General features: G+C 73.9%; 19 protein-coding genes, 1 other RNA gene and 1 riboswitch. Of the genes, 4 read left to right on the top strand and 16 right to left on the bottom strand.

Annotated features, from left to right (window positions below; translation table 11 throughout):
• Positions 1-17 precede the first annotated feature (17 nt).
• A complete protein-coding gene (locus ACI78U_RS13685) occupies positions 18-1418 on the bottom strand; it encodes a TonB-dependent receptor (RefSeq protein ID WP_456875869.1) in 1401 nt (466 codons plus the stop codon).
• Between the two features lie 174 nt (positions 1419-1592).
• Between ACI78U_RS13685 and ACI78U_RS13680 the strand changes: the two genes are divergently transcribed.
• Positions 1593-3050, top strand: coding sequence for an amino acid permease (locus tag ACI78U_RS13680; protein WP_456875868.1), 1458 nt, complete (start codon positions 1593-1595; stop codon positions 3048-3050).
• A gap of 16 nt (positions 3051-3066) precedes the next feature.
• Here ACI78U_RS13680 and ACI78U_RS13675 read toward each other — a convergent pair whose 3' ends face one another.
• The 5 genes from ACI78U_RS13675 to ACI78U_RS13655 all read right to left on the bottom strand — a co-directional run bounded on the left by ACI78U_RS13675 (position 3067) and on the right by ACI78U_RS13655 (position 9702).
• Positions 3067-3699 carry a hypothetical protein gene (locus ACI78U_RS13675; protein ID WP_456875867.1) on the bottom strand — a complete coding sequence of 211 codons (633 nt, stop codon included), beginning with the start codon at positions 3697-3699 and terminating at the stop codon, positions 3067-3069.
• 9 nt (positions 3700-3708) lie between these two features.
• The gene (locus ACI78U_RS13670; RefSeq protein WP_456875866.1) at positions 3709-4578 is read right to left on the bottom strand and encodes an alpha/beta fold hydrolase; all 870 of its coding nucleotides are present in this window, start codon (positions 4576-4578) and stop codon (positions 3709-3711) included.
• Between the two features lie 74 nt (positions 4579-4652).
• Positions 4653-6116 carry a family 14 glycosylhydrolase gene (locus tag ACI78U_RS13665; protein ID WP_456875865.1) on the bottom strand — a complete coding sequence of 488 codons (1464 nt, stop codon included), beginning with the start codon at positions 6114-6116 and terminating at the stop codon, positions 4653-4655.
• Between the two features lie 101 nt (positions 6117-6217).
• Positions 6218-8368 (bottom strand): RNA polymerase recycling motor ATPase HelR, encoded by a 2151-nt coding sequence (gene helR / locus ACI78U_RS13660; RefSeq protein ID WP_456875864.1) that lies wholly within the window; start codon positions 8366-8368, stop codon positions 6218-6220.
• 200 nt (positions 8369-8568) lie between these two features.
• Positions 8569-9702, bottom strand: a complete 1134-nt coding sequence (locus tag ACI78U_RS13655) for a serine hydrolase domain-containing protein (RefSeq protein ID WP_456875863.1) — start codon at positions 9700-9702, stop codon at positions 8569-8571.
• Between the two features lie 187 nt (positions 9703-9889).
• Between ACI78U_RS13655 and ACI78U_RS13650 the strand changes: the two genes are divergently transcribed.
• A complete protein-coding gene (locus ACI78U_RS13650; RefSeq protein ID WP_456875862.1) occupies positions 9890-10228 on the top strand; it encodes a GYD domain-containing protein in 339 nt (112 codons plus the stop codon).
• Here ACI78U_RS13650 and ACI78U_RS13645 read toward each other — a convergent pair.
• The 3 genes from ACI78U_RS13645 to rnpB form a co-directional block, all read right to left on the bottom strand.
• Complete coding sequence (locus ACI78U_RS13645) at positions 10119-11000, bottom strand: response regulator transcription factor (RefSeq protein ID WP_456875861.1); 882 nt, start codon at positions 10998-11000, stop codon at positions 10119-10121. The genes ACI78U_RS13650 and ACI78U_RS13645 overlap by 110 nt on opposite strands.
• 120 nt (positions 11001-11120) lie before the next feature.
• The gene (locus ACI78U_RS13640; protein WP_456875860.1) at positions 11121-11684 is read right to left on the bottom strand and encodes a dihydrofolate reductase family protein; all 564 of its coding nucleotides are present in this window, start codon (positions 11682-11684) and stop codon (positions 11121-11123) included.
• 244 nt (positions 11685-11928) lie between these two features.
• Positions 11929-12341: RNase P RNA component class A (gene rnpB, locus ACI78U_RS13635), an RNA gene on the bottom strand.
• Between the two features lie 202 nt (positions 12342-12543).
• Positions 12544-12703: riboswitch (cyclic di-AMP (ydaO/yuaA leader) on the top strand.
• A gap of 258 nt (positions 12704-12961) precedes the next feature.
• On the opposite strand from rnpB, the gene ACI78U_RS13630 reads away from it, so the two are divergent.
• Positions 12962-13585, top strand: coding sequence for a hypothetical protein (locus tag ACI78U_RS13630; RefSeq protein WP_456875859.1), 624 nt, complete (start codon positions 12962-12964; stop codon positions 13583-13585).
• Positions 13586-13745: 160 nt separating this feature from the next.
• Here the strand turns inward: ACI78U_RS13630 and ACI78U_RS13625 are convergent, their stop codons facing one another.
• A complete protein-coding gene (locus ACI78U_RS13625) occupies positions 13746-14468 on the bottom strand; it encodes a PIG-L deacetylase family protein (RefSeq protein WP_456875858.1) in 723 nt (240 codons plus the stop codon).
• The gene (locus ACI78U_RS13620; protein ID WP_456875857.1) at positions 14465-14827 is read right to left on the bottom strand and encodes a DoxX family protein; all 363 of its coding nucleotides are present in this window, start codon (positions 14825-14827) and stop codon (positions 14465-14467) included. Before ACI78U_RS13620 ends, ACI78U_RS13625 begins: the two co-directional genes overlap by 4 nt.
• Before the next feature lie 24 nt (positions 14828-14851).
• Here ACI78U_RS13620 and ACI78U_RS13615 point away from each other — a divergent pair, with 24 nt between their 5' ends.
• Positions 14852-15604, top strand: a complete 753-nt coding sequence (locus tag ACI78U_RS13615) for a sulfite exporter TauE/SafE family protein (RefSeq protein ID WP_456875856.1) — start codon at positions 14852-14854, stop codon at positions 15602-15604.
• 3 nt (positions 15605-15607) lie between these two features.
• Here the strand turns inward: ACI78U_RS13615 and nadA are convergent, their stop codons facing one another.
• From nadA to mctP, 5 genes are all read right to left on the bottom strand, one after another.
• Entirely contained in the window at positions 15608-16639 is a 1032-nt protein-coding gene (gene nadA, locus ACI78U_RS13610; RefSeq protein WP_456875855.1) for a quinolinate synthase NadA, read from the bottom strand.
• A gap of 120 nt (positions 16640-16759) precedes the next feature.
• The gene (locus ACI78U_RS13605) at positions 16760-17350 is read right to left on the bottom strand and encodes a dihydrofolate reductase family protein (protein WP_456875854.1); all 591 of its coding nucleotides are present in this window, start codon (positions 17348-17350) and stop codon (positions 16760-16762) included.
• A gap of 166 nt (positions 17351-17516) precedes the next feature.
• Positions 17517-18611, bottom strand: coding sequence for a bifunctional RNase H/acid phosphatase (locus ACI78U_RS13600; RefSeq protein ID WP_456875853.1), 1095 nt, complete (start codon positions 18609-18611; stop codon positions 17517-17519).
• Entirely contained in the window at positions 18608-19348 is a 741-nt protein-coding gene (locus ACI78U_RS13595) for a zinc ribbon domain-containing protein (protein WP_456875852.1), read from the bottom strand. Before ACI78U_RS13595 ends, ACI78U_RS13600 begins: the two co-directional genes overlap by 4 nt.
• Positions 19349-19499: 151 nt before the next feature.
• Complete coding sequence (mctP, locus tag ACI78U_RS13590) at positions 19500-21143, bottom strand: monocarboxylate uptake permease MctP (RefSeq protein ID WP_456875851.1); 1644 nt, start codon at positions 21141-21143, stop codon at positions 19500-19502.
• Between the last annotated feature and the right edge of the window lie 2 nt (positions 21144-21145).

Here is a 21145-nt window from a genome sequence, read left to right as displayed (position 1 = left end):
CGGTCCCCGCCACGTGGTCAGCGGTCGCGCCGGTAGCCGAAGAAGCCGCGCTGCTTGATGACCTCGCAGACCTCCGGCGGGACCATCGACTCCCAGCCCTCGTCGTCGGTGGGGATCCGCTTGAGCACGTCCCGGCTGAGGATCGGCAGGTACTCGGGCTTGTACCGGTCCAGGTGCACGAAGCTGCCCCGCTGCGCCAGGTAGTCGTAGAGCGGCTGCAGTTGCCCGCCGATCGAGACGGTCTCGACCGTGGTGACCTCGCCGTCGCGGAGCATCGGGTAGACGAACAGCCGGAGCTCGTTCTTGAACAGGCGGCCGAAGCTCTCCAGGATGCCGCCCGGCAGGTCGGCGTGGCTGGCCTCGTCGAAGAGGTCCAGCAGGCTCGGCAGGCCCATGACCATGCCGATCCGGCCGTCGGTGCGCCAGGCGAGGTAGGCGGCGAGCCGGTGGTAGGCCACGTAGTCGGAGATGAGCACCGTCATCCCGCAGGCGGCCAGCAGGTCGGCGCGGGCGAGGAAGTCACGGCGGTCGACGACGTCCCCACCGGCGCGCAGGTTGGCCATCGTCAGCTCGGTCAGCAGCAGGACGTCGCGTCCGGCGACCGCGGGGTCGGCCTCGAACTCGGCCCGGGCCGCCTCCAGCATGTCGATGTTGACCACCGTGGGCGGGCGGAAGCTGCCCCGCTCGACCAGGATCGCCTTCTTGCGCAGCACCTCGCTGGGCTGCAGCACCCGCCGGTCGGGGCCGAACATCGCCGCCCCGCTGAGCCCGACCTGCACGAGCTTGAGCGCCATGACCCGGTTGTCGACCGTCCGGAACTCGATCCCGGACAGCTCGATCATGTCGATCTCGATCCGGCCGGTGGTGAGCTGGTCGAGGAGGCTCTCCACCAGGCGCTCGGGCTCGTGGTGGTGGAAGAACGCCGCGTGCAGCAGGTTCACGCCCACCACGCCCAGCGCCTCCTGCTGCTGGGGCGCCTCGTCGTCGAGCATCCGCACGTGGACGACGACCTGGCTGGGCTCGTCGCGGGGGTGGGACTGGAACTTGACGCCCATCCAGCCGTGGCACTCGTTCCCGCCCCGGTAGCTGCGCGCCACGACCGTGTCGGCGAAGGCGAAGAAGGCGGTGTCGTCGCCGCGCTGGTCGCCCAGGCGGTCGAGGTTGAGCTGGTACTCGTGGTCGAGCATCGCCTGCAGGCGGCCCTTGGAGACGTAGCGCTCGCTCTTGCCGTAGACGGCGTCGCTGACCGCCATGTCGTACGCCGACATGGTCTTGGCCACGGTGCCGGCCGCGCCGCCGGCCCGGAAGAACCACCGGGCGACCTCCTGGCCGGCGCCGATCTCCGCGATCGTGCCGTACCAGCGGGGGTCGAGGTTGATCTGCAGTGCCTTCTGCAGGGTGTCGACGCCGGCGTCCATCGCGGGCTCCCGTCCTCACCAGGGTGGCGGCGAGCGTAGTCCCCGGCGCACCGCCGGGCACCCGGACCGGACGGCGGACGCGAGGCCCTCGCCCTGCGGGAGCGCCGGCGGGCGAGGAGTCTCGTCGGGGACCCGCACCGTGCCCCGCCGGGGCCCCGGGAGACGAGGAAACCCATGAGCACTCCGACCAGGAAATCGGTCTGGCGGCGGATGCCGATCGACCAGATGGAGGAGATCGAGAAGGAGACCGGCGGCGGGACGCTCGCCAAGAGCCTGGGGCTCTGGCAGCTGACCGCGATCGGCGTCGGCGGCATCATCGGCGTCGGGATCTTCTCCCTCGCCGGGCTGGTGGCCGCCGGCGACGCGGACAACGAGGCCGTCGGCCCGGCCGTCCTCATCGCCTTCCTCATCGCCGGCCTCGCCTCCGCGGCAGCAGCGCTGTCCTACGCCGAGTTCGCCGGCATGATCCCGCGGGCCGGATCCGCCTACACCTACGGCTACGTGGCCCTCGGCGAGGTCATCGGGTGGTTCATCGGCTGGGACCTGCTGCTGGAGTACATCGCCATCGTCGCGGTGGTGGCGATCGGCATCTCCGGCTACCTCGGGGAGCTGCTGGACAACCTCGGGCTCACCCTGCCGACGTCGCTCACCGCCTCGGCCGAGGAGGGCGGCGTCGTCAACGTCCCCGCCGTCCTGATCTGCCTGCTGGTCACGTTCATCCTCAGCCGCGGGACGAAGACCTTCGGCCGGTTCGAGTTGATCGCCGTCGGGATCAAGATCCTGCTGATCCTCGGCATCATCGGGCTGGGGGTCTTCTACGTCCAGGCCGGGAACTACGACCCGTTCCTGCCGTCCGGCTTCGGCCCCGTGCTCACCGGCGCGGCCACCGTGTTCTTCGCGGTGTTCGGCTACGACGCCATGAGCACCGCGGCCGAGGAGGCCGAGGACGGCAAGAAGCACATGCCGAAGGCCATCATCCTGTCGCTGGTGATCGCGATGCTGCTCTACGTCGCCGCCACGCTGGTGCTCACCGGGATGCAGGACTACCGGGACATCGACCCGACCGCAGGCTTCGCCTCGGCCTTCGAGAGCGTGGGCCTGCCGGTGATCGCCAGCATCATCTCCGTCTTCGCCGTGCTGTCGATCCTGACCGTGATGCTGACGTTCCTGCTCGGCGTCACCCGCGTCTGGTTCTCCATGAGCCGTGACGGGCTGCTGCCCCCGTGGTTCGCGAAGGTGGACCGGACCGGCACGCCGCAGCGGGTGACGTGGATCGCCGGCGTCGGGTCGGCCGTGCTCGCCGGTGTCTTCCCCATCCGCGCCGTCGCCGACCTGACCAACATCGGCATCCTGTCGGCGTTCATCGTCGTCTGCGTCGCGGTCATCCTGTTCCGCTACACCCGTCCGGACGCGCCCCGCTCCTTCCGCCTGCCCCTGATGCCCGTGGTACCCGCCTTCGGGGTCCTGGCGTCGCTGTTCCTGATCTGGCAGCTGCCCTGGGAGACGTGGGTGCGCTTCGGCATCTGGCTGCTCATCGGCCTGGTCATCTACTTCGCCTACGGCCGCGGGCACTCGCTGCTGAACCCCGACAGCCCCCTCCACCACCGCTCCCCCCGGACACCGGCCGGCTGAGCGCGTCCGGACCGGGTCAGGGACGCAGCGCCTGGCTCTCCCGGTAGGACCGGTCGCGCACGGCCCGGAAGAGCGCGACCGGCTGCAGGTCGTCGGCGCCCAGGGTCGGCGCGAAGCGCAGGTGCTCGGCCCGGTCGCCGGACACCGCCGGTCCCGGGGTGAGGTGCCCCCACCGTGCCCAGCCGCCGGTGAGCGTCGCGGCGAGGAGCTCCCACCCGGTGCCGGTCCCGTCGTCGCGCGCCCCGAGCAGGACCAGCCGGCCGCTGCCGGTGCGGTAGGGCAGCACGGAGGAGAACGTCCGGCCCATCGGTGCGGGCAGGAACAGGTGGCGCAGGCCGGGCGGACCGCCGGCGGTGTTGACCAGCACGTCGAGCGGGCCGCCGGCCCGGCCCAGCCCGTCGAAGCGGACGGCGAGGCCGACGACGTCGGGAAGCGGCTCGGGCAGCCCGGCCCCGCGCGAGCGGCGGACGACGACGTCGTGGCGGCCCGCCTCGTCGAGGAGCCGGGCGCCCCAGGCACCGCCGCCGTCGGCCTCGACGGTCGCGGTGAACGCCTCCCCGCGGGGGTGGAAGACCCGCGCACCGCGCAGCGCCGTCCCCAGGGCGAGCGCGGACGCGGTGGCGGCACGGGGCAGGGAGAGCAGGTCCATGCCGCCCGGCTACCCGGCCGGGTGTCCGGTGACCCCCTCCGGTGCCGCCGCGGCGTCGAGGTGGGCCAGGACCATCGGGACCAGCCAGTCCAGCCGGTCGAGCACGCCGCTGCCCGGCGGCATGAAGTGGGTGGTGCCCGGCAGGATCGCCAGGCGCGCCCGGGACAGCCCGGCGAGGTCGCCCATCGCGCCCCCGCCGAGCAGGTGGAAGAGCTCGACCGCGTGTTCGGCGCGGACGGCGTCGGCGTCCCCGGCGACGACCAGGGTCGGCGCGGTGACGTCCCGGACGGCCGGCCAGTCGAAGGGCGTCTCGTCCAGGGTCTTGAGCTTCTCCACCAGGACCGGGAAGTGCTCGGGGTCGGGTGCCACCGACTTGTAGGTGGCCTCCATCGGCGACCCGGCGAACCCCTCCGGCGTGATGGTCGGGATCCTCGCCAGCAGCTCCGGCTGCATCCCGGCGCTGGAGTGCGACGCCGAGACCACCACGAGCCTGCGGACCACCTCCGGGTGGCGGATGGCCACCTGCAGCGCGGCGGCACCGCCCATGCTGAAGCCCATCACGTCGGCGCGCGCGATGCCGAGGTGCGCCAGCAGGCCCGCGGCGTCGTCGGCCAGGCCCTCGTAGGTGATGGGCCGGTCGACGTCCGCCGTCCGGCCGTGGGCCTGCAGGTCGGGGACGACGACCTGCCGGGTGGCCGCCAGCGCCGACACCAGCGGCCCGAGGTCGCCGGTGGTCATGTACGCGCCGTACAGCAGGAGGAGCGGGGTCCCGGCCGCCTCCCGCTCGGGACCGTGGACCTCGACGTACACCTGCAGCCCGTTGACCGGCGCGTACCCGGTCCTCGGGCCACCGGTGGCCGGCTGGACGGTGTCGGTCACGTCGGTACCTCCTCGGTCCGGCGGCCCGGCCGGGGCGCCCGCGGGGAGCGGCGCGGGCGCCCGGCCGGGAACCGTCAGCGGTTGGGGCTGTACTTCTCGATGAACTGCGCGTAGCGCGTCGCGCCGACGCCCTCGGCCACGTCGTTCATCCGCAGCACGGTGAGGCCGAGGTACCCCCACCCGTCGAAGGCCTCGTTGATGTTGTCCCAGCCGCCGTCCCAGGTGACCCCGCCGGAGAGCGCGTTCTCGCCCTTGAGCTCGACGCCGGCGCGGAACCCGTAGTCGCCGATCCACTGCACCAGGGTCTGGGCCAGCGACCACGCACCCGCCTCGGTGGGCTGGTCGTCCATCTCCAGCGCGGTGAAGTGCATGACCACCTCACGCGGGCCGCCGTCGAACCGGTTGGCCAGCTCGACGATCCGCGCGTAGCCGTGCCCGGTCGCCCAGGAGTTCTCGTCGACGCTGGTCTGGATCAGACCGGTGGTCACCTCGGTCGCCCGCGGGATCACCGGGCTGGCCATCTGCCAGTGGATGCCCGGGACCTTGTAGCCGATGTCGGCCTCGGGGAACTCGTTGCCCAGCGTGCGGATGACCGTGGTCAGCACCCGCTCGCCGTGGTCGACGAGCGAGCCGTTGTACCAGTCGACGAAGTCACGGCCGTACTGCGTGTCCATGTACGCGTGGCTGGTGAAGAAGGCCTCGGCGTCGGCCGGCGGGGCGATCTCGTCCGCCGACCGCAGGGTGGTCCCCCAGGCGCGGTTGACCGCCCGCAGCGAGCCGTACTGCTGGACCATCGACTTCTGGAAGTCGCGGACGGCCAGCGGGGAGTACGACTGCAGCGCGCCCCGGGTCGGGTAGCCGGTGCCCCTGTCGTGCTGGTTGTAGGAGGGGTACCGCAGCTCGCCGGACGGGCCGAGCGAGACGTTGATCTCCACCACCTCGTCGGCGTAGAGGTCGCCGTAGCGCTGCTCGAACGCCCGGGTGAAGTCCCGGTACTCGTTCATCACGATCTGGTCGGCCCAGCCCTGCACGGTCTCGCGGCTGTAGTTGCCCTGCTCGCTCCGGTGCTGCAGGCCGTTCGGGCCGAGCTTGATCCCCCGGAAGCTGCGTCCCTCGTACTTCGGCCACAGCCAGGCGGGCAGCAGGCTGGTGTAGTCGTCGCCGACGTTCCCGCCGCACTGGTGGAAGGACAGGATCGGCGCGAGGTCGAGACCCTTCGAGGTGATCACCTCGAAGATGCGGTCGTAGTAGGCCCAGTCGAACTGGTTGTCGGCGGCACCCTCGACGTCACCCCACCAGACGTCGACGCTCACGGCGTCCACGCCGTAGGCGGCGACGGTCTCCAGGTCGGCCTCGAAGTCCGCCCACTCCGCGTCGGTCTCCACCTTCAGCGGTGCCATGACGTTGGCGGTGAACTCGGGGTTGTCCTTGGCGACCGGCCCGGGGGGCACCGGGCCGTCGGCGGGCGCGGCCTGGGCGGTACCGGCGCCGGCGAGGAACAGGCTCAGGGCGGCGATCGCGACTGTGGTTCGTCTCACGGCGCTGCATGCTGCCAGTCGGTCACGGTTCGGTCACAGGGGGGTTTCCGGCCGGAGTCGTCCGCCCGGCGTGTCCCGCCCGACGCGCCCGGCGGCCCGGCTCAGGAGCTCGTGAGGACGACGAGCTGCCGGGTCGCCCGGGTCATCGCGACGTAGCGGTCGACCGCACCCTCGATGCCCGTCCCGAACGCCGCCGGGTCGACGAGGACGACCAGGTCGAACTCCAGTCCCTTCGCCAGCTCCGGGGTCAGCGAGCGGACCCGGGAGGTGGCCCGGAACGTGGGGTCGCCGATGACGCAGGCGGTGCCCTCGGCGTGCCCGGCGAGCCAGGCCTCGAGCACCCGGTGCAGGTCCGCGACCGGTCCGGTGACGACGGGGACGCCGCTGCTGCGGACGGACGTCGGCACGTTGGCGTCCGGCAGCACGGCGCGGATGACCGGCTCGGCCTCGGCCATCACCTCCGCCGGCGTCCGGTAGTTGATGCCCAGCGAGGCGATCCGCACCGGGCCGAGCCCGACCCGCGCGAGCCGTTCCTCCCACGACTCCGGGAAGCCGTGCCGGGCCTGCGCGCGGTCGCCGACGACGGTCAGGCTGCGGGAGGGGCAGCGGCGCAGCAGCACCTGCCACTCGGCGTCGGTCAGCTCCTGCGCCTCGTCCACGACGACGTGCGCGAACGGGCCGGCGAGCAGGTCCGGGTCGGCGGTGGGCAGCGCGGCGTCGTCGACCAGGGCGTCGCGGAGGTCCTGGTGGCGCAGGCTCGTCATCAGCAGCAGCTCGGAGTCGTCGGCCGCGATCAGCTCGTCGATGACGCCGGCCATCCGCTCGTGCTCCGCGGCGACGACGGCGTCGTGCCGCCGCCGGCGCCGGGCCGCACCGGCGTCACCGAGTCGCCGGCGGGTGGCGTCCAGGAGCGGCAGGTCGGACAGCGTCCAGGCCCGCGCGTCGGCGCGCTGCAGCGCCCGGACGTCGTCGCGGCCGAGCCAGGGGGCGCACCGCCGCAGGTAGGCGGGCACCGACCACAGGTCCCCGACGACGTCGGCCGCCTCGAGCAGCGGCCACGCGCGGTCGAGGGCCGCCCGCAGGTCGGCGTCGCGCTGCAGCGTCCGGCGGAGGAGGTCGACCGGGACGTCGTCGTCCTCGTGCGCGTCCACCAGGATCGCGAGCAGCGCCTCCCAGACCTGCTCGCGCGCCTCGTTGTGCGGCGTGCCGGGCTCGGCCGCGTCGAACGCCTCGGCCCAGTCGTCGGGGTCCAGCCAGACCTCGGCCCACGGGGTCGAGACCGTCGTCCCGGTGGTGGGCGGCTCCTCGTGGAACCGGACGGCGGCCTCGATCGCCTCGGCCATTCGCGCGGACGACTTCAGGGCCGCCACGTGCGGGTCGGTCTCGACGACGGCGTCGGCGCCCTCGGGGACGAGGTCGCGCAGGGTGGTGGTCTGCACGCCTTCCTCGCCGAGACCGGGCAGGACATCGGCGACGTAGGCCAGGTAGGGCTGGTGCGGACCGACGAACAGCACCCGGCCGCGGCCGGGACCGAGCCGGGGGTCGGAGTAGAGGAGGTAGGCGGTGCGGTGCAGGGCGACGACGGTCTTGCCCGTCCCCGGGCCGCCGTCGACGACCAGGGCCCCGTGGGACCCGGCGCGGATGATCGCGTCCTGGTCGGCCTGGATGGTGCCGAGCACGTCGCGCATCCGGTCCGACCGGCTGCCGCCGAGGCTGGCGAGGAAGGCGGACTGGTCGTCGAGCGCGGCGTGGCCGACGAGCCCGTCGGGGGTGAACACCTCGTCCCAGTAGTCGGTGACCCGGCCGCGGGTCCAGCGGTAGCGGCGGCGGCTGGTCAGGCCCATCGGATCGGCGTGGGTGGCCCCGAAGAACGGCTCGGCCGCGGGGGAACGCCAGTCGACCAGCAGCCGTCGGCCGGCGCGGTCGGTGAGGCCGAGCCGGCCCACGTAGACGGGCTCGGGGTCGTCGGCCCGGACCATGCGGCCCAGGCACAGGTCGAGGCCGAAGCGGCGCAGCGTCCGCAGCCGGGCGGTGAGCCGGTGGACCTCCAGGTCGCGGTCCAGCGCCGCCTGGCCCTCCCGGTCGGGGGCCCGGCGCTCGGCGTCGAGGCGGGCGGACAGGTCGGCGACGGTCTGCTCGAGGCTGTCGGCGATGGCCGCGAGGTGCTGCTCGTCGGCCGCGACCAGCGCCGGGTCGGCCTTGGCGGCGAGGTGGTCGGGGAGGTCGAAGGCGCTGGTGGTCAGGGAGGGCACGTCGGCTCCGATCCGTGGTGCGGGACGCCGGTCCCGGCCCGGCCGCGCGCGCGGGCACGCGGCGCTGCGGAGGGGGTCGCTCGTCCCGTTTCCGCAGGTCCAGGCCTCGGCCGGGCGAGTGTGGGGCATCCCCCGGCCCTTGCCGCAAGCCCCCTGCTGTGCTATACGTTGGAAGTGGCGGGGGGTGGTCCCGCCGGCCCTCAGATCGCGGCGTAGACGGCGTCGATGTAGGCCTGCGCGCGCGGGGAGCCGACGATGCCCGGTGCCATCCGGTTCATCATGTAGCTCGTCGTCACCCGGCGGTCGAGGTCCATCACGATCATCGAGCCGCCCCAGCCACCCCAGAAGGCGACCCGGCCCCCCGGCAGGTAGGGCACGGCCGCGGACGGCGACAGCCCGAAGCCGATGCCCATGCGGAACGGCACGCCGAGGACCAGGTCGACGCCGTCGGCCTGGACCTCGAAGGCCAGGTCGACGGTCTCGTCCGACAGCAGCCGGACGCCTCCGGCCTCGCCGCCCAGCGACACGACCCGCATGACGTCGAGGACGCCGCGGGCGTTGCTGTGCCCGTTGAGCGCACCCAGGTCCGCGGCCCGCCACCCGGGCGTGTTGGCCTTGCTCGCGTCGGCCACCGGGCCGGTGAAGCAGCGGACGACCGGGCTGGCGGGGTCCATCGCCGCCAGGTCGAACGCCAGGGGCGGCGGGGGGACGACCGGCGCGATGCGGCCCTCGTCCTCCGGCGCAGCGCCGATCTGGAAGTCCGCCCCCAAGGGACCGGCCAGCTCCTCGGCCACGTACTGCTTCAGCGACCGGCCGTCGACGCGTCGCAGCACCTCGCCGAGCAGGTGGCCCTGGTTCTGTGCGTGGTAGCCGGACGCCGTCCCCGGCTCCCACCACGGCGCCTGGGCGGCGAGCCGCGCGACCGAGCTGTCCCAGTCGTACATGTCCTCCACGGTGAACGGCGGATCCCAGCCGGCCACGCCGGAGGTGTGCGACATCAGGTGTGCCACGCGGATGCCCGCCTTGCCGTTGGCCCCGAACTCCGGCCAGTACTCCGCGACGGGGGCGTGCACGTCGAGCCGACCCTGCTCGACCAGCGTCAGCACGGCGAGGGCGGTGATCGTCTTCGTCGTCGACCAGACGTTGACGATCGTGTCCTGCGTCCAGGGCGTCGTCCGCCCCTCGTCGCGCCAGCCGCCCCAGATGTCGACGACGGTCTCCCCGTCGACGTCGACGGCGATGGAGCCACCGAGCTCGTCGCCCTCGAGCTGCGCGGAGAACGCGTCGCGCACCCCGCGGAACCGGTCGTCGTACGTGCCGTGGACCTCGGCCATCAGGACTCCTCGGGGCCGGCGCGACCCCGGTGTCGCGTCGGCTGGATCCCACCACCGGGCTCGTCGAGGACGCAATGAGCGTCGGAGCCCCGGACGACGCCGACCCGCCCCGCCGGGCGCTGGCCGGTCGTAGGCTCCGACCTCCACTCGCGGACGCGCGCACGCCGACGCTCGGGAGGGAGCGACGATGCCGCTCTACCTGACCAGGTTCAGCTACACCCCGGAGACGTGGGCCCGGCTGATCGAGCACCCCGAGGACCGCCGGACTGCCGCCCGGACCTACATCGAGTCGGTCGGGGGACAGTTCCACGGCTTCTGGTACGCCTTCGGGCCGCACGACGGCTACACCCTGTGGGAGGCCCCCGACAACGTGTCCATGGCCGCGGTCGCGCTCGCCCTGTCGGCCGGTGGCGCGCTCAGCACGGTGGAGACGACGGTGCTGCTGAGCGTCGACGAGACGATGGACGCCATGCGGACGGCCGCGCAGGTCCGGTACCGGCCGCCGGGGGCAGCGTCGGAGGCGTAGCCGTATGGGCCTGCGGTCGCGGCCGCGGGAGGATGCCGAGCTCGCGCGCCCGGTCCACGGCGAGCAGCCGGTCGTGGCGGTCGAGCTTGCGATAGGCGTTCTCCAGGTGCTTGTGCACCGTGCGGGGGCTGATCCGCAGCAGGCGCGCGGCGGCGTCCGCGGTCAACCCGTCGCCGACGTGACCCAGGACCTGCACCTCGCGGGCGGTGAGGCCGAGCCGCTCGGCCGCCGCCGCGCCGTCCGGCGTCGTCGCCGACCGCCCGCCGACGGCCCGGTCCAGCAGCGCCAGGACCGGCTGCAGCGCGCACGCCGACGCCAGCTCCGCGTCGGTGAAGTCGGCACCCGACCGGTTCACCGTCCATCCCCGGCCGCCGGCCGCCGTGCGCGCGGTCAGGATGGTCAGCTGGTGCTCGGCGCCGCCCGGGCGGAGCAGATCGACGTAGGCCGGGCTGCGCAACAGCTCCGCCCGGGTCGCCACGTCACTCAGCCGTCGAGGAGCCGGCGCGCCGCGGGACCGGTCGGCACGATAGCTGCGCACCACCGGATGCTCCTCTGCCAGGGCGAAGAACTGCCGGGCCACGTCGCCACCGGGCCGTCCGCTCCGCGGCAGCCGCTCGACCCGAGCCCACCGACTGCCGAGGTCGAGCGTCACGTGCCCGATGAAGTCGGCGTGCAGCAGGTCCGTCAGGGTCCCGGCGACCACCCACAGGTACTCGGCCCGGTCCGTTCCGCCGTCGAGCTCGCCGACCAGCTCCGGCGACACCGACCGCATCCGCCCTCCCCACACGGCGACCCCGACACCGACCGCGGAGGTCGTGCGGAGGACGACAGCGTGGCACCGGACCGCCGTCCTCGGCCAGACCGGCGCCCCCGCCAGGCCACCGTCGGGCACTCAGTGCCTGGTCTCGTACCTGGTCAGGAGCACGCCGCCCGGGAACGTCCGGGTCTCCACCAGGGTCAGGTCCACCCGGTCGTCCAGGGCCGTGAAGAACGGTGTGCCGCCGCCCACCAGGACCGGGTGGGTGACGATCGCGTACTCGTCGACCAGCCCGGCCCGCATGGCCGCCGCGGCGAGGGTGGCGCCGCCGACGTCCATGGGACCGCCGTCCTCGGCCTTGAGCCGGGTGATCTCGGTGACGGCGTCACCGCTGACCAGGCGGGCGTTCCTGTCGACCGCGCCGATCGTGGCGGAGAACACCACCTTCGGCACGTCCCGCCAGCGGCGGGCGTACTCGATGTGCGCCGGTGTGGCGCCGGGCTGCTGGTCGGCGGTCGGCCAGTGGGAGCTCATCGTCTCCCACAGTCTGCGCCCGTACAGCGCCAGCCCGGTCGCCCCCACCCGGTCCGACCACCACTGGAACAGCTCGTCGCTCGGCACGCTCCAGCCGAGGTCGTCGCCGGGCGCGGCGATGTAACCGTCCAGGCTCACGTTCATGCCGAAGGTCAGTTTCCGCACGGCGCAGCCTCCCGCGAGTCGGTGTCCGGCCTACGGACCGACACGGCGCGGCGAACTGATCGGTCGGACCACACCGAGGGCCGCTCGACCAGACCGGGAACACCGCGGGACACCCTGCCGGACGGTCGCGGCCTCGTCGTCCGGGAGGAGCCGTGTGACGCCGGCCGGGGGTCGCGCCGACGACCACCTGTACGGACCGACGCCGCCCGCTGAGCGTGGGACCGGAGGTCGGAGGCGGGGGCGACGGACGAGTCGGCCTGTACGCCGGGTTCTGTCCTCGGGCGCCTCGCGGCCTCCCGATGGGCGGTCATCCATCTAGGCCCGCCGTTGCCGGCGGGCTCGAGCGGTCCACCCGCAGGCTCGGGCGGGCAGCCCTCGAACGCCTGCGCGGGACGGCGGTCCGGTCGCCCAGCCGCCGTCCCTTCTCGACCTTGCTCCGGGTGGGGTTTACCGAGCCGCACCGGTCACCCGGTGCGCTGGTGGTCTCTTACACCACCGTTTCACCCTCACCAGCGGCGAGCCGCTGGCGGTCTGTTCTCTGTGGCACTGTCCCGCGGGTCACCCCGGGTCGCCGTTAGCGACCACCCTGCCCTGTGGAGCCCGGACGTTCCTCGGCGACGGGGTCTCCCCCGCCGACGCGACCGCCCGGCCGACTCGTCCGTCGTGCCGGCCAGTCTACGGGCCCTCCGCACGGGGTCCCATGACGCCTGGCCATCGGCGCGACGCTCCCGGTGAAAAGACACGCCGGGGCCCACCAGCCAACTCCTCCAGTTCACCGACCCGGAGTTGGCACAAGCGCACAAGACCTCTACGGTTTCGGCGTCTGGTCGGTCGTCACCTCCCCCATCCGGGGGAACCGCGCCGGATGCCGCCGAGTCGCGCCGGCCCCGTCGACGCGAACCGGGGACCCACCGCACCACTGGGGTGAGTCCCGCCTCCCGAGCCCTGCTCGGGGGCGGGTAGGGCGCATCCCCGCCCGAACCCGTCAGCTGACCCGGTAGGCGGCCAAGGGAGAAACGGAGATCTGCAGCGAGGGGTGCCGAGCGGCGCCCGTCCTCGCACCCCCAGACACCGCCGCCGCGACCCGCTGGACACCTACGCCGGTCGCCGCGTACCCGGGCACGGACCTCGGCAGCCCTGCGCGTCGCCTGCCTCCGGCGGGCTCGGCACGGTCGCGCGTCCGGCTGCCCGTCCCCCCAGGTCACCCCTCATCCGGAACGGGGACCCGCCCGACCAGCGGGCGGCCCCACGGACCACCGTCAGGAGCTCTCCTCACCATGCCCTCGAACACCCCTCGCCGCACCGGCGTCCGCCGGTCGCTGACCGTCGGCGCCTTCGCCGTCGCCTTCGGCCTCGCCGGCCAGTCCGCCGCCCAGGCTCACGACTGGGACCGCGACCGGGACCGCGGCGGCTGGGACCGCTGGGACCGGACCTCGTCCACGGCCGAGGCGGAGGCCCCCGCTCCGGCGCCGGCCCCCGCCGAGGAGGCGCCCGCGGTGCCCACCGGGGCTGCGGCCCCCGCCCCGGCGGCGTCGCTCCCCGTCTCGACCGACCTGAGCGGCAAGCCGACCCCCACCTCCACCGCCTACAGCGCGTGGGCGGCGCACGTCCGCCCGGTCGTCGCCGAGGTCACCCAGGCCTTCGGCGTGTCCACGGTCCTCACCCGGCCCGGCCACTCGCCGACGCAGGAGCTCGCCGCCGACTTCATGGTCTACAGCGACTCCGCCAAGGGTGACGCCGTCGCCCAGTACGTGATCGACAACGCCGAGCGGTTCAACGTCGACTACGTCATCTGGGAGCAGCGGATCTACATGATCGGCGGCTCCGGCTGGCAGGCGATGGAGGACCGCGGGTCGATCACCGCCAACCACTACGACCACGTGCACGTCAGCTTCAACTGACCGGCGGCCGTGGGGACGCGGTACCCCGGCCGCGTCCCCACGGCACGCTTCGTCGTGCACCGGCCGGCCTCATCCCACGGTGCCCGACCTCACCCCGCAGCGCGAGGTCGGGCACCGCGCGGGGAGGCCGGCCGCCCGTGCGCGTCGAGGAGCGCCGCGGTCAGCCGCCGTAGAGCACGAAGCCGGCCACCCGGCGCCCTGCGTCGTCGGCCGGGGTCGCCATCTCGACCTGTCGCCGTGCCTGCTCCTCGACCGGGTCGTCCGACAGCGCCTGCAGGTAGCGCCGGTGCTCGGCCAGCGAGGCCACCGCCCGGTCGACGACGGCGGTCACGTCGACGGTGTGGGTCGCCCCCACGGGCGTGGAGACGGCGGTCCACCGCACGCCCTGCCACGGCACCGGGTCGGCCAGTTCGGGGAAGATCCACTCGTTCGCCGCGTCGCCCACCGCGTCGAGCACCGCCCGGCCCAGCGCCCGGTGGTCGGCGCTGTTCCAGTACGCGGGCGCGGTGCCCGGCGGCGTCCAGGTGTCCCCGAAGTGCATCGTCACCACCAGCTCCGGCCGGTGCCGGCGGATCGCCGCGGCCACCGACCGCCGCAGGTCCAGACCCTCGACCAGCCGGCCGTCGGGATGGCCGAGGAACTCCACCACCGAGACGCCCGCCGCCGCCGCGGCCGCCCGCTGCTCCCGCTCACGCAGCGGCCCGGCCACCTCCGGCGGCAGACCGGCGATGCCGGCCTCCCCGCTGGTGGCCAGCACGTAGCGCACGTCGCGCCCGGCGGAGGTCCACGCGGCGACGGCGGCCGCGCAGCCGTACTCGATGTCGTCGGGGTGGGCGACGACGACCAGCGCGCGCTCCCAGTCCTCCGGCAGCGGCTGGGTCACGCCCGCCCCCGGGCCACGCGCAGCGCCGCGGCGATCATCGGCACCTGCAGGGGCAGCCGTACCACCCCGGCCGCCAGCAGCGCCGGCCGCCCGCGCGCCGCCCGCAGGTGGTGCAGGTGCGCGGGCAGGAACGACGCCAGCAGGACCGCGGCCGCCCAGCCCCCGGCCCGCCGGCTCGGCGGTGCGGACAGCAGCGCGGCGGTGGCCACCTCGGCGACCCCGCTGCCCAGCACCCAGCCGCGCGCGTCCCCGAGCTCCGGTGGCACCAGCCACTCGTAGGTCCGCGGCCGCACCAGGTGCAGCACGCCGGAACCGCCCAGGGCGGCGGCCAGCCAGGTCGCGGGCGCGGGCGGTCGCATGCGGCCACCGTAGGCTGCCGCTCCGTGCCCGCCGCCGACCTGCTCGTCGCCGCCGCGGTGGCGCTGGCCGCGGGCGTCGTCAACTCCATCGCCGGCGGCGGCTCGCTGATCCTCTTCCCCACCCTGGTGGCGCTGGGCCTGCCGACCGTCGCGGCCAACGTGACCAACTCGGTCGCGCAGTGGCCCGGCTACCTCGGCGGGATGGCCGGGTTCCGCCGCGAGTACGCCGGCCAGGGCGGGCGGCTGGCCCGCCTCGGCGTCGTCTCGGTCCTGGGTGGGACGGCGGGCAGCGTGCTGCTGCTGACCACGCCCAGCGCGGCCTTCGACGTCGTCGTCCCGGTGCTGGTGCTCCTGGCCAGCCTGCTGCTGGCCGTGCAGCCGCTGCTCACCCGCCGGCTGCGCGACCGGGACGGCGCCACGGTGCGTGACCCGCGGTGGCTGTACCTCGCGCTGTTCCTCGCCACCGCCTACGGCGGCTACTTCGGCGGGGCGCTGGGCGTGATCCTCGTCGCCGTCCTCGGCACGGCACTGCACCGGCTGCCGCTGGCCAACGCGCTGAAGTCAGCGCTGTCCGCGGTGACGGCGACGGTCACGCTGGTGGTGTTCGGGCTCTTCGGCCCGGTCGCCTGGCAGGTGGTCGCCGTCGCGGCGCCGGCGAGCCTGGTGGGCGGCTTCACCGGCGCCCGCATCGCCGGCCGCATCCCCGCGACGCCACTGCGGGTGCTCATCGTCGTCTTCGGCGTCGCGGTGTCGGTGTACCTGTTCGGTCGGATCTGAGGGTCATTCGCCGCCGCGGCCGGGCTCGCCGATGGCGATCATCGCCTCCACGGCCCGGCGGGCACGGGCGGCGGTGTCCGGGTCGACGTCCACCGCGCCCTCGCCGGTGCGCAGCGTGTGCAGCAGCTTGGCCGGGGTGATCATCTTCATGTAGCGGCAGGCCGCGCGCTCGTTCATCGGGATGAACGCCGTCCCGCTGTTCAGCGAGCGCAGCTGGTGCAGGATGCCGACCTCGGTGGCCACCAGCACCTGGCCCGACGACGTCCGCGCCGCCGCCTCGACCATCCCGCCGGTGGAGAGCACGCGGGTGCGGTCGGCGGGCAGGTCGCCGTGGCTGACCAGGTCGAGCACCGAGGTGGTGCAGCCGCACTCGGGGTGCACCAGGATCTCCGCGTCGGGGTGCGCGGCCACCTGCGCCCGCACGTCAGCCGGGCTGATGCCGGCGTGCACGTGGCACTCCCCCGCCCACACGTGGATGTCCTGCCGGCCGGTCACGCGCTTGACGTGCGCGCCGAGGAACTGGTCGGGGCAGAACAGGATCTCCCGGTCCTCGGGGATCGAGCGGATGACGTCGGCGGCGTTGGACGACGTGCAGCAGATGTCGGTCTCGGCCTTCACCGCGGCGGTGGTGTTCACGTAGCTGACGACGACGGCGCCGGGGTGCTCGGCCTTCCACTCGCGCAGCTGCTCGGCGGTGATCGAGTCGGCCAGCGAGCAGCCGGCGGCGTGGTCGGGCAGGAGCACCGTCTTGTCCGGCGAGAGGATCTTCGCCGTCTCCGCCATGAAGTGGACGCCGCAGAAGACGATCTCGCGCGCGTCTGTCTGCGCCGCGACCCGGGAGAGGTAGAGCGAGTCGCCGGTGAAGTGGGCGACGTCCTGGATCTCGGGCACCTGGTAGTTGTGCGCGAGCACGACCGCGCCGCGCTCCTCGGCCAGCCGGCGGACCTCGGCAGCCCAGGTCTCGAACTCGGCGGGCGACAGGGTGCGCTCGTCACCGACGGCGGCGGGGGCGGCGGGCGCGGAGGTCGCGGTCACGGGGGCTCCTCGGAGGGGAAGGGGCTCTCATGGTGCCCCGCCCGGCGTCCGGTGCGGCAGCGTGGGGTCGCCGGGGCGGGCCGTTCGGTGCAACACCCGCGCGCCCGGCCCACTTCCCCGTCAGCGCCGCACGTCGTAGACCAGGTGGGTCACCCGCTTGCCCTGGACCACCTGGGGGTCCTCGAACTGGATCTCCGGCGGGCCGCCGGCGCCGAAGTACGGCTTGCCCGAGCCCAGGACCACCGGGACGAGGGCGAGCACCACCCGGTCGACCAGACCCGCCCGCAGCGCCTGCCCGCCGACGTCCCCGGCGCTCACCGTGACGTCGCGGTCCCCGGCGAGCTCCCGGGCCCGGTCGATCCCGGTCCGCACGTCGGGCACGAAGCTGAACGGCGCGGTGCCCAGGTACGGCCAGCCGGCGGCCGGCCGGTGGGTGACCACGACGACGTGCTCGCCGCTGGGCGGCACGCCCTCCCAGCCGTTGGTGAGGTCGAACAGCCGGCGCCCGCAGACCATGACGCCCACCCCGGACGCGACGGCCTGCATGAACTCCGCCGTCTCCTCGGTCACGCGGAAGGGCCGGTCCGGGTCGCTGAAGGTCATCTCGACGTCGCCGTTCTGGTACCAGTCGAACAGCGGCCCGGGCATGTCGTCGTCCCTGCCGACGAACCCATCGAGCGACACCGCCGCGAACAGCGCGACCCGTCCCATCGCCTGCCTCCTCGCTCGCGGCCCCCGGACGGGGCCGGCTGCAGTGGAGACCGCCCCGACGTGCTCAACTCATCGGTTGAACACGTTCCGCGCGAGATCGGCGCTCTCGTGGCGATCACGCGCTGATGGCCACGAGACCGCCGATGTCGTGGCGGGGGGCGGCACCTCAGCGCAGGTGCGACGTGTCGTTGACCAGCCGGACCGACGTGCGGCCGTCCGAGCTCCACGCCACCGTCGACAGCGACGCGGCCTCGAGGAACACCCGGTGCACCACCTCGTCGCCGACGCCGAGGCCCGCGGCCAGCAGCAGCTTGATCGGCGTCACGTGGCTGACCACGAGCACGGTCCGCCCGGCGTGGCGCTCCAGCAGCCGCGCCCGCGCCCGGGCCACCCGCCGCGACACGTCGGCCACCGACTCACCACCCGGCGCGGCCACCGTCACGTCCGCCGCGAACCGCCGGACCGCGAGCGGGTGCCGCTGCCGCGCCTCGGTGGCGGTCAGCCCCTCGAGGTCGCCGAAGTCGAGCTCGGCGAGGTCGTCGTCGACCTCGACGTCGAGGCCCAGCGCCGCGGCCACCACCCCGGCGGTCTCCCGGGTACGGCGCAGCGGGGAGGCGACGACCACCTCGATGCCCAGCTCCTTGGCACGGACGGCGGCCACCTCGGCCTCGGCCCGCCCGGTGGCCGACAGCGGGAGGTCGTTGCGGCCGCTGTACCGGCGTTCGGGAGTGTGCTCCGTCTGCCCGTGCCGCAGCAGGTGGGTGACCGTGGTGACGACCGGAGCGGGCTCGGCGGCGGGCTGGACGTCGTCGGCCACGACCGCGGGCTCGGCGGCGGCGTCGCGGTGCACGGGCCGGCCGTCCATCGCACTGTTGGCCAGCGCGTCGGCGGCGCTGTTCTGCGCGCGCGGCACCCAGGTGTAGCGGACCCGGCCCAGCTGGCGGGCGATGTCGCGGGCCTGCACGGCCAGCTTCTGCATGTCGGGGTGCTTGATCTTCCAGCGGCCCGACATCTGCTCGACGACGAGCTTGGAGTCCATCCGCACCTCGACGTCGGCGCCCGGGTGGAGGTCGAGCGCGGCCTGCAGCCCGGCCACCAGGCCGCCGTACTCGGCCACGTTGTTGGTGGCCCGGCCGACCGAGGCGGCCCGCTCGGCCAGCACCCGGCCGGTGTCCGCGTCGCGGACCAGCGCGCCGTACCCGGCGGGTCCGGGGTTGCCGCGCGAGCCGCCGTCGGCCTCGACGACCAGTCGGCGCGTCACAGGCCCGACTCGGCGGTGCGCACCAGGATCCGGCCGCAGTTCTCGCAGCGGACCACCTCGTGGGGATCGGCGTTGCGGACGGCGGCCAGCTCCTTGCCGAACAGCTCGATCCGGCACCCCTGGCACTGGCGGGCCTTGAGCACCGCCGCACCGGTGGTGCCCGTCTGGGCGCGGATGCGGTCGTAGAGCGCCAGCAGCGCGTCGGAGATGCCGGCGGCGATCTCGGCCCGGGCGGCCTCGTGGCGGGCGGTGGCGTCGGCGATGTCGGCGAGGGCGTCGTCGCGGAGCTGCTCGGCCCGCTCGCGGTCGGCGACGGCCGCGGCGCGGCCCTCCTGGGCGGCGACCAGGGCGGCGTCGGCGGTCTCGCGGCGCTCCATCAGCTCGAGCACCTGGTCCTCGAGGTCGGACTGCCGCCGGCCGAGCGAGGCCAGCTCCGACTGCAGCGAGGTGATCTCCTTCGCCGTCACCGCGCCGGAGTCGATCCGGGACTGGTCGCGCGCCGCCCGCTGCCGGACGGTCTCGACGTCGGCCTCCAGCCGCTTCTGGTCCCGGTCGAGGTCACGCACCTCGGTGTCGGCGCGCACCTCGGCCTCGGTGAAGGTCCGCTCGGCCTCCGCCGCGGCGTCGACGGCGGCGACCTCCGGCAGCGTCCGCTTCCGGTGGGCGAGCTGGGTGAGCGCGACGTCCTCGTCGGCCAGCGCCAGGAGCTTCTGCTGCTCGAAGTGGTCGGCCTTCACCCGGCCAACCTACCGGGGCACCGCCCCGGTCCCGGCCCCCGTGCAGGGACCCGCCGCGAGCGTGGTCCGGCCCTCCTGCAGGGGCCCGCCGCGAGTTCACGAGTGGTGGGGGGCAGGAGGGTCCTCCACGGGGGGCACGGGGGTCCTTCGACTACCTGCGAGTGGGACGCCCTCCCGTCGTGCCGGGCGGGGCGGACTCCAGCGGGTCGGGCAGCTCGCGGAAGGTCGGGTCCTCCCGCTCGGCGGTGTAGTCGGTGTCCTGCGTCCCGTCGACGCCGTCGTCGACCCGCGCCGCGCGCAGCGCCACCGTCACCAGCACGGTGACCAGCAGGTTGACCAGCAGCGCGAGCAGGCCGGTGTAGACGGTGTAGGTGGTGTCCAGGCCCAGCTTCGACAGCGCGAACGACGACCCGCCGAAGTGCTCGCGCACCACCGTGCCGTCCGGGCCGAGCCGGGGGGTGTTGTAGAGCATGAGCAGGCCGGCGGCCATGCCGGCGACCCAGCCGGCGATCAGCCCGCCGCGGTGCATCCACCGGGTGTAGAGGCCCAGCGCGACCGACGGCAGCGTCTGCAGGATGATCACGCCGCCGATGAGCTGCAGGTCGATGGAGAACTGCGGGTCGATGAAGAGGATGGCCGCCACCGCGCCGAACTTCACGACCAGCGACACGATCTTGGCGACCTGCGCCTCCTGCCGAGGGGTGGCGTCCTTCTTGAGGAACTCCTTGTAGATGTTGCGGGTGAACAGGTTGGCCGCGGCGATCGACATGATCGCCGCCGGCACCAGCGCGCCGATGCCGATGGCGGCGAAGGCGATGCCGGCGAACCAGCTCGGGAACATCTCCTGGAACAGCACCGGGACGACCGTGTTGCCGTCCTCGCCGATCGGCGTCACGCCGGCCGCGATCGCCATGAAGCCCAGCAGCGCGATGAAGCCCAGCGCCAGGCTGTAGACCGGCAGCGCGCTCATGTTGCGCTTGAGCACGTCGCGGTTGCTGGCCGCCAGCAGCCCGGTGATCGAGTGCGGGTAGAGGAACAGCGCCAGCGCCGAGCCCAGCGCCAGGGTGGCGTAGCCGAGCTGGCCGCTGGCCGGGAGCAGCAGGCCCGCCCCGGTGCCGGCGGAGAACTTCTCCTCCGCGGCGCCGAAGATCGCGTCCCACCCGCCGAGCTTCGACGGGATGACGATGACCGCCACGATGATCGTCAGGTAGATCAGCGTGTCCTTGACGAAGGCGATCAGCGCCGGCGCGCGCAGCCCGGAGTTGTACGTGTAGAGCGCCAGGATCACGAACGCGACGATGAGCGGCAGCTCGCCCTCGACGCCCATCGCCTTGAGGATCGCCTCGATGCCGACCAGCTGGAGGGCGATGTAGGGCATCGTCGCGACGATCCCGGTGAGGGCCACCAGCAGCGCCATCGTCGGGGAGTCGAACCGGGAGCGCACGAAGTCGGCCGGGGTGACGAAGCCCCGCACGTGGCTCACCGACCACAGCCGGATCACCACCAGGAACACCAGCGGGTAGATGACCACGGTGTAGGGGACGGCGAAGAACCCGGCGGCACCGGCCCCGAACATGAGCGCGGGGACGGCGACGAAGGTGTAGGCGGTGTAGAGGTCACCGCCGAGCAGGAACCAGGTGATCCAGGTGCCGAAGTTGCGCCCGCCCAGCCCCCACTCGTCGAGGTGCATGAGGTTCTCCGCCCGCCGCCAGCGCGAGGCGACGAACCCCAGGACGGTGACGACGAGGAACAGGACGATGACGATCGACAGCTCGACGACGTTGACCCCGTCCACGG

The organism is Geodermatophilus sp. SYSU D00710, assembly GCF_054050195.1.
Note: the sequence above shows the minus strand (reverse complement) of the source record. Positions and strands in the feature narration are given on the sequence as shown.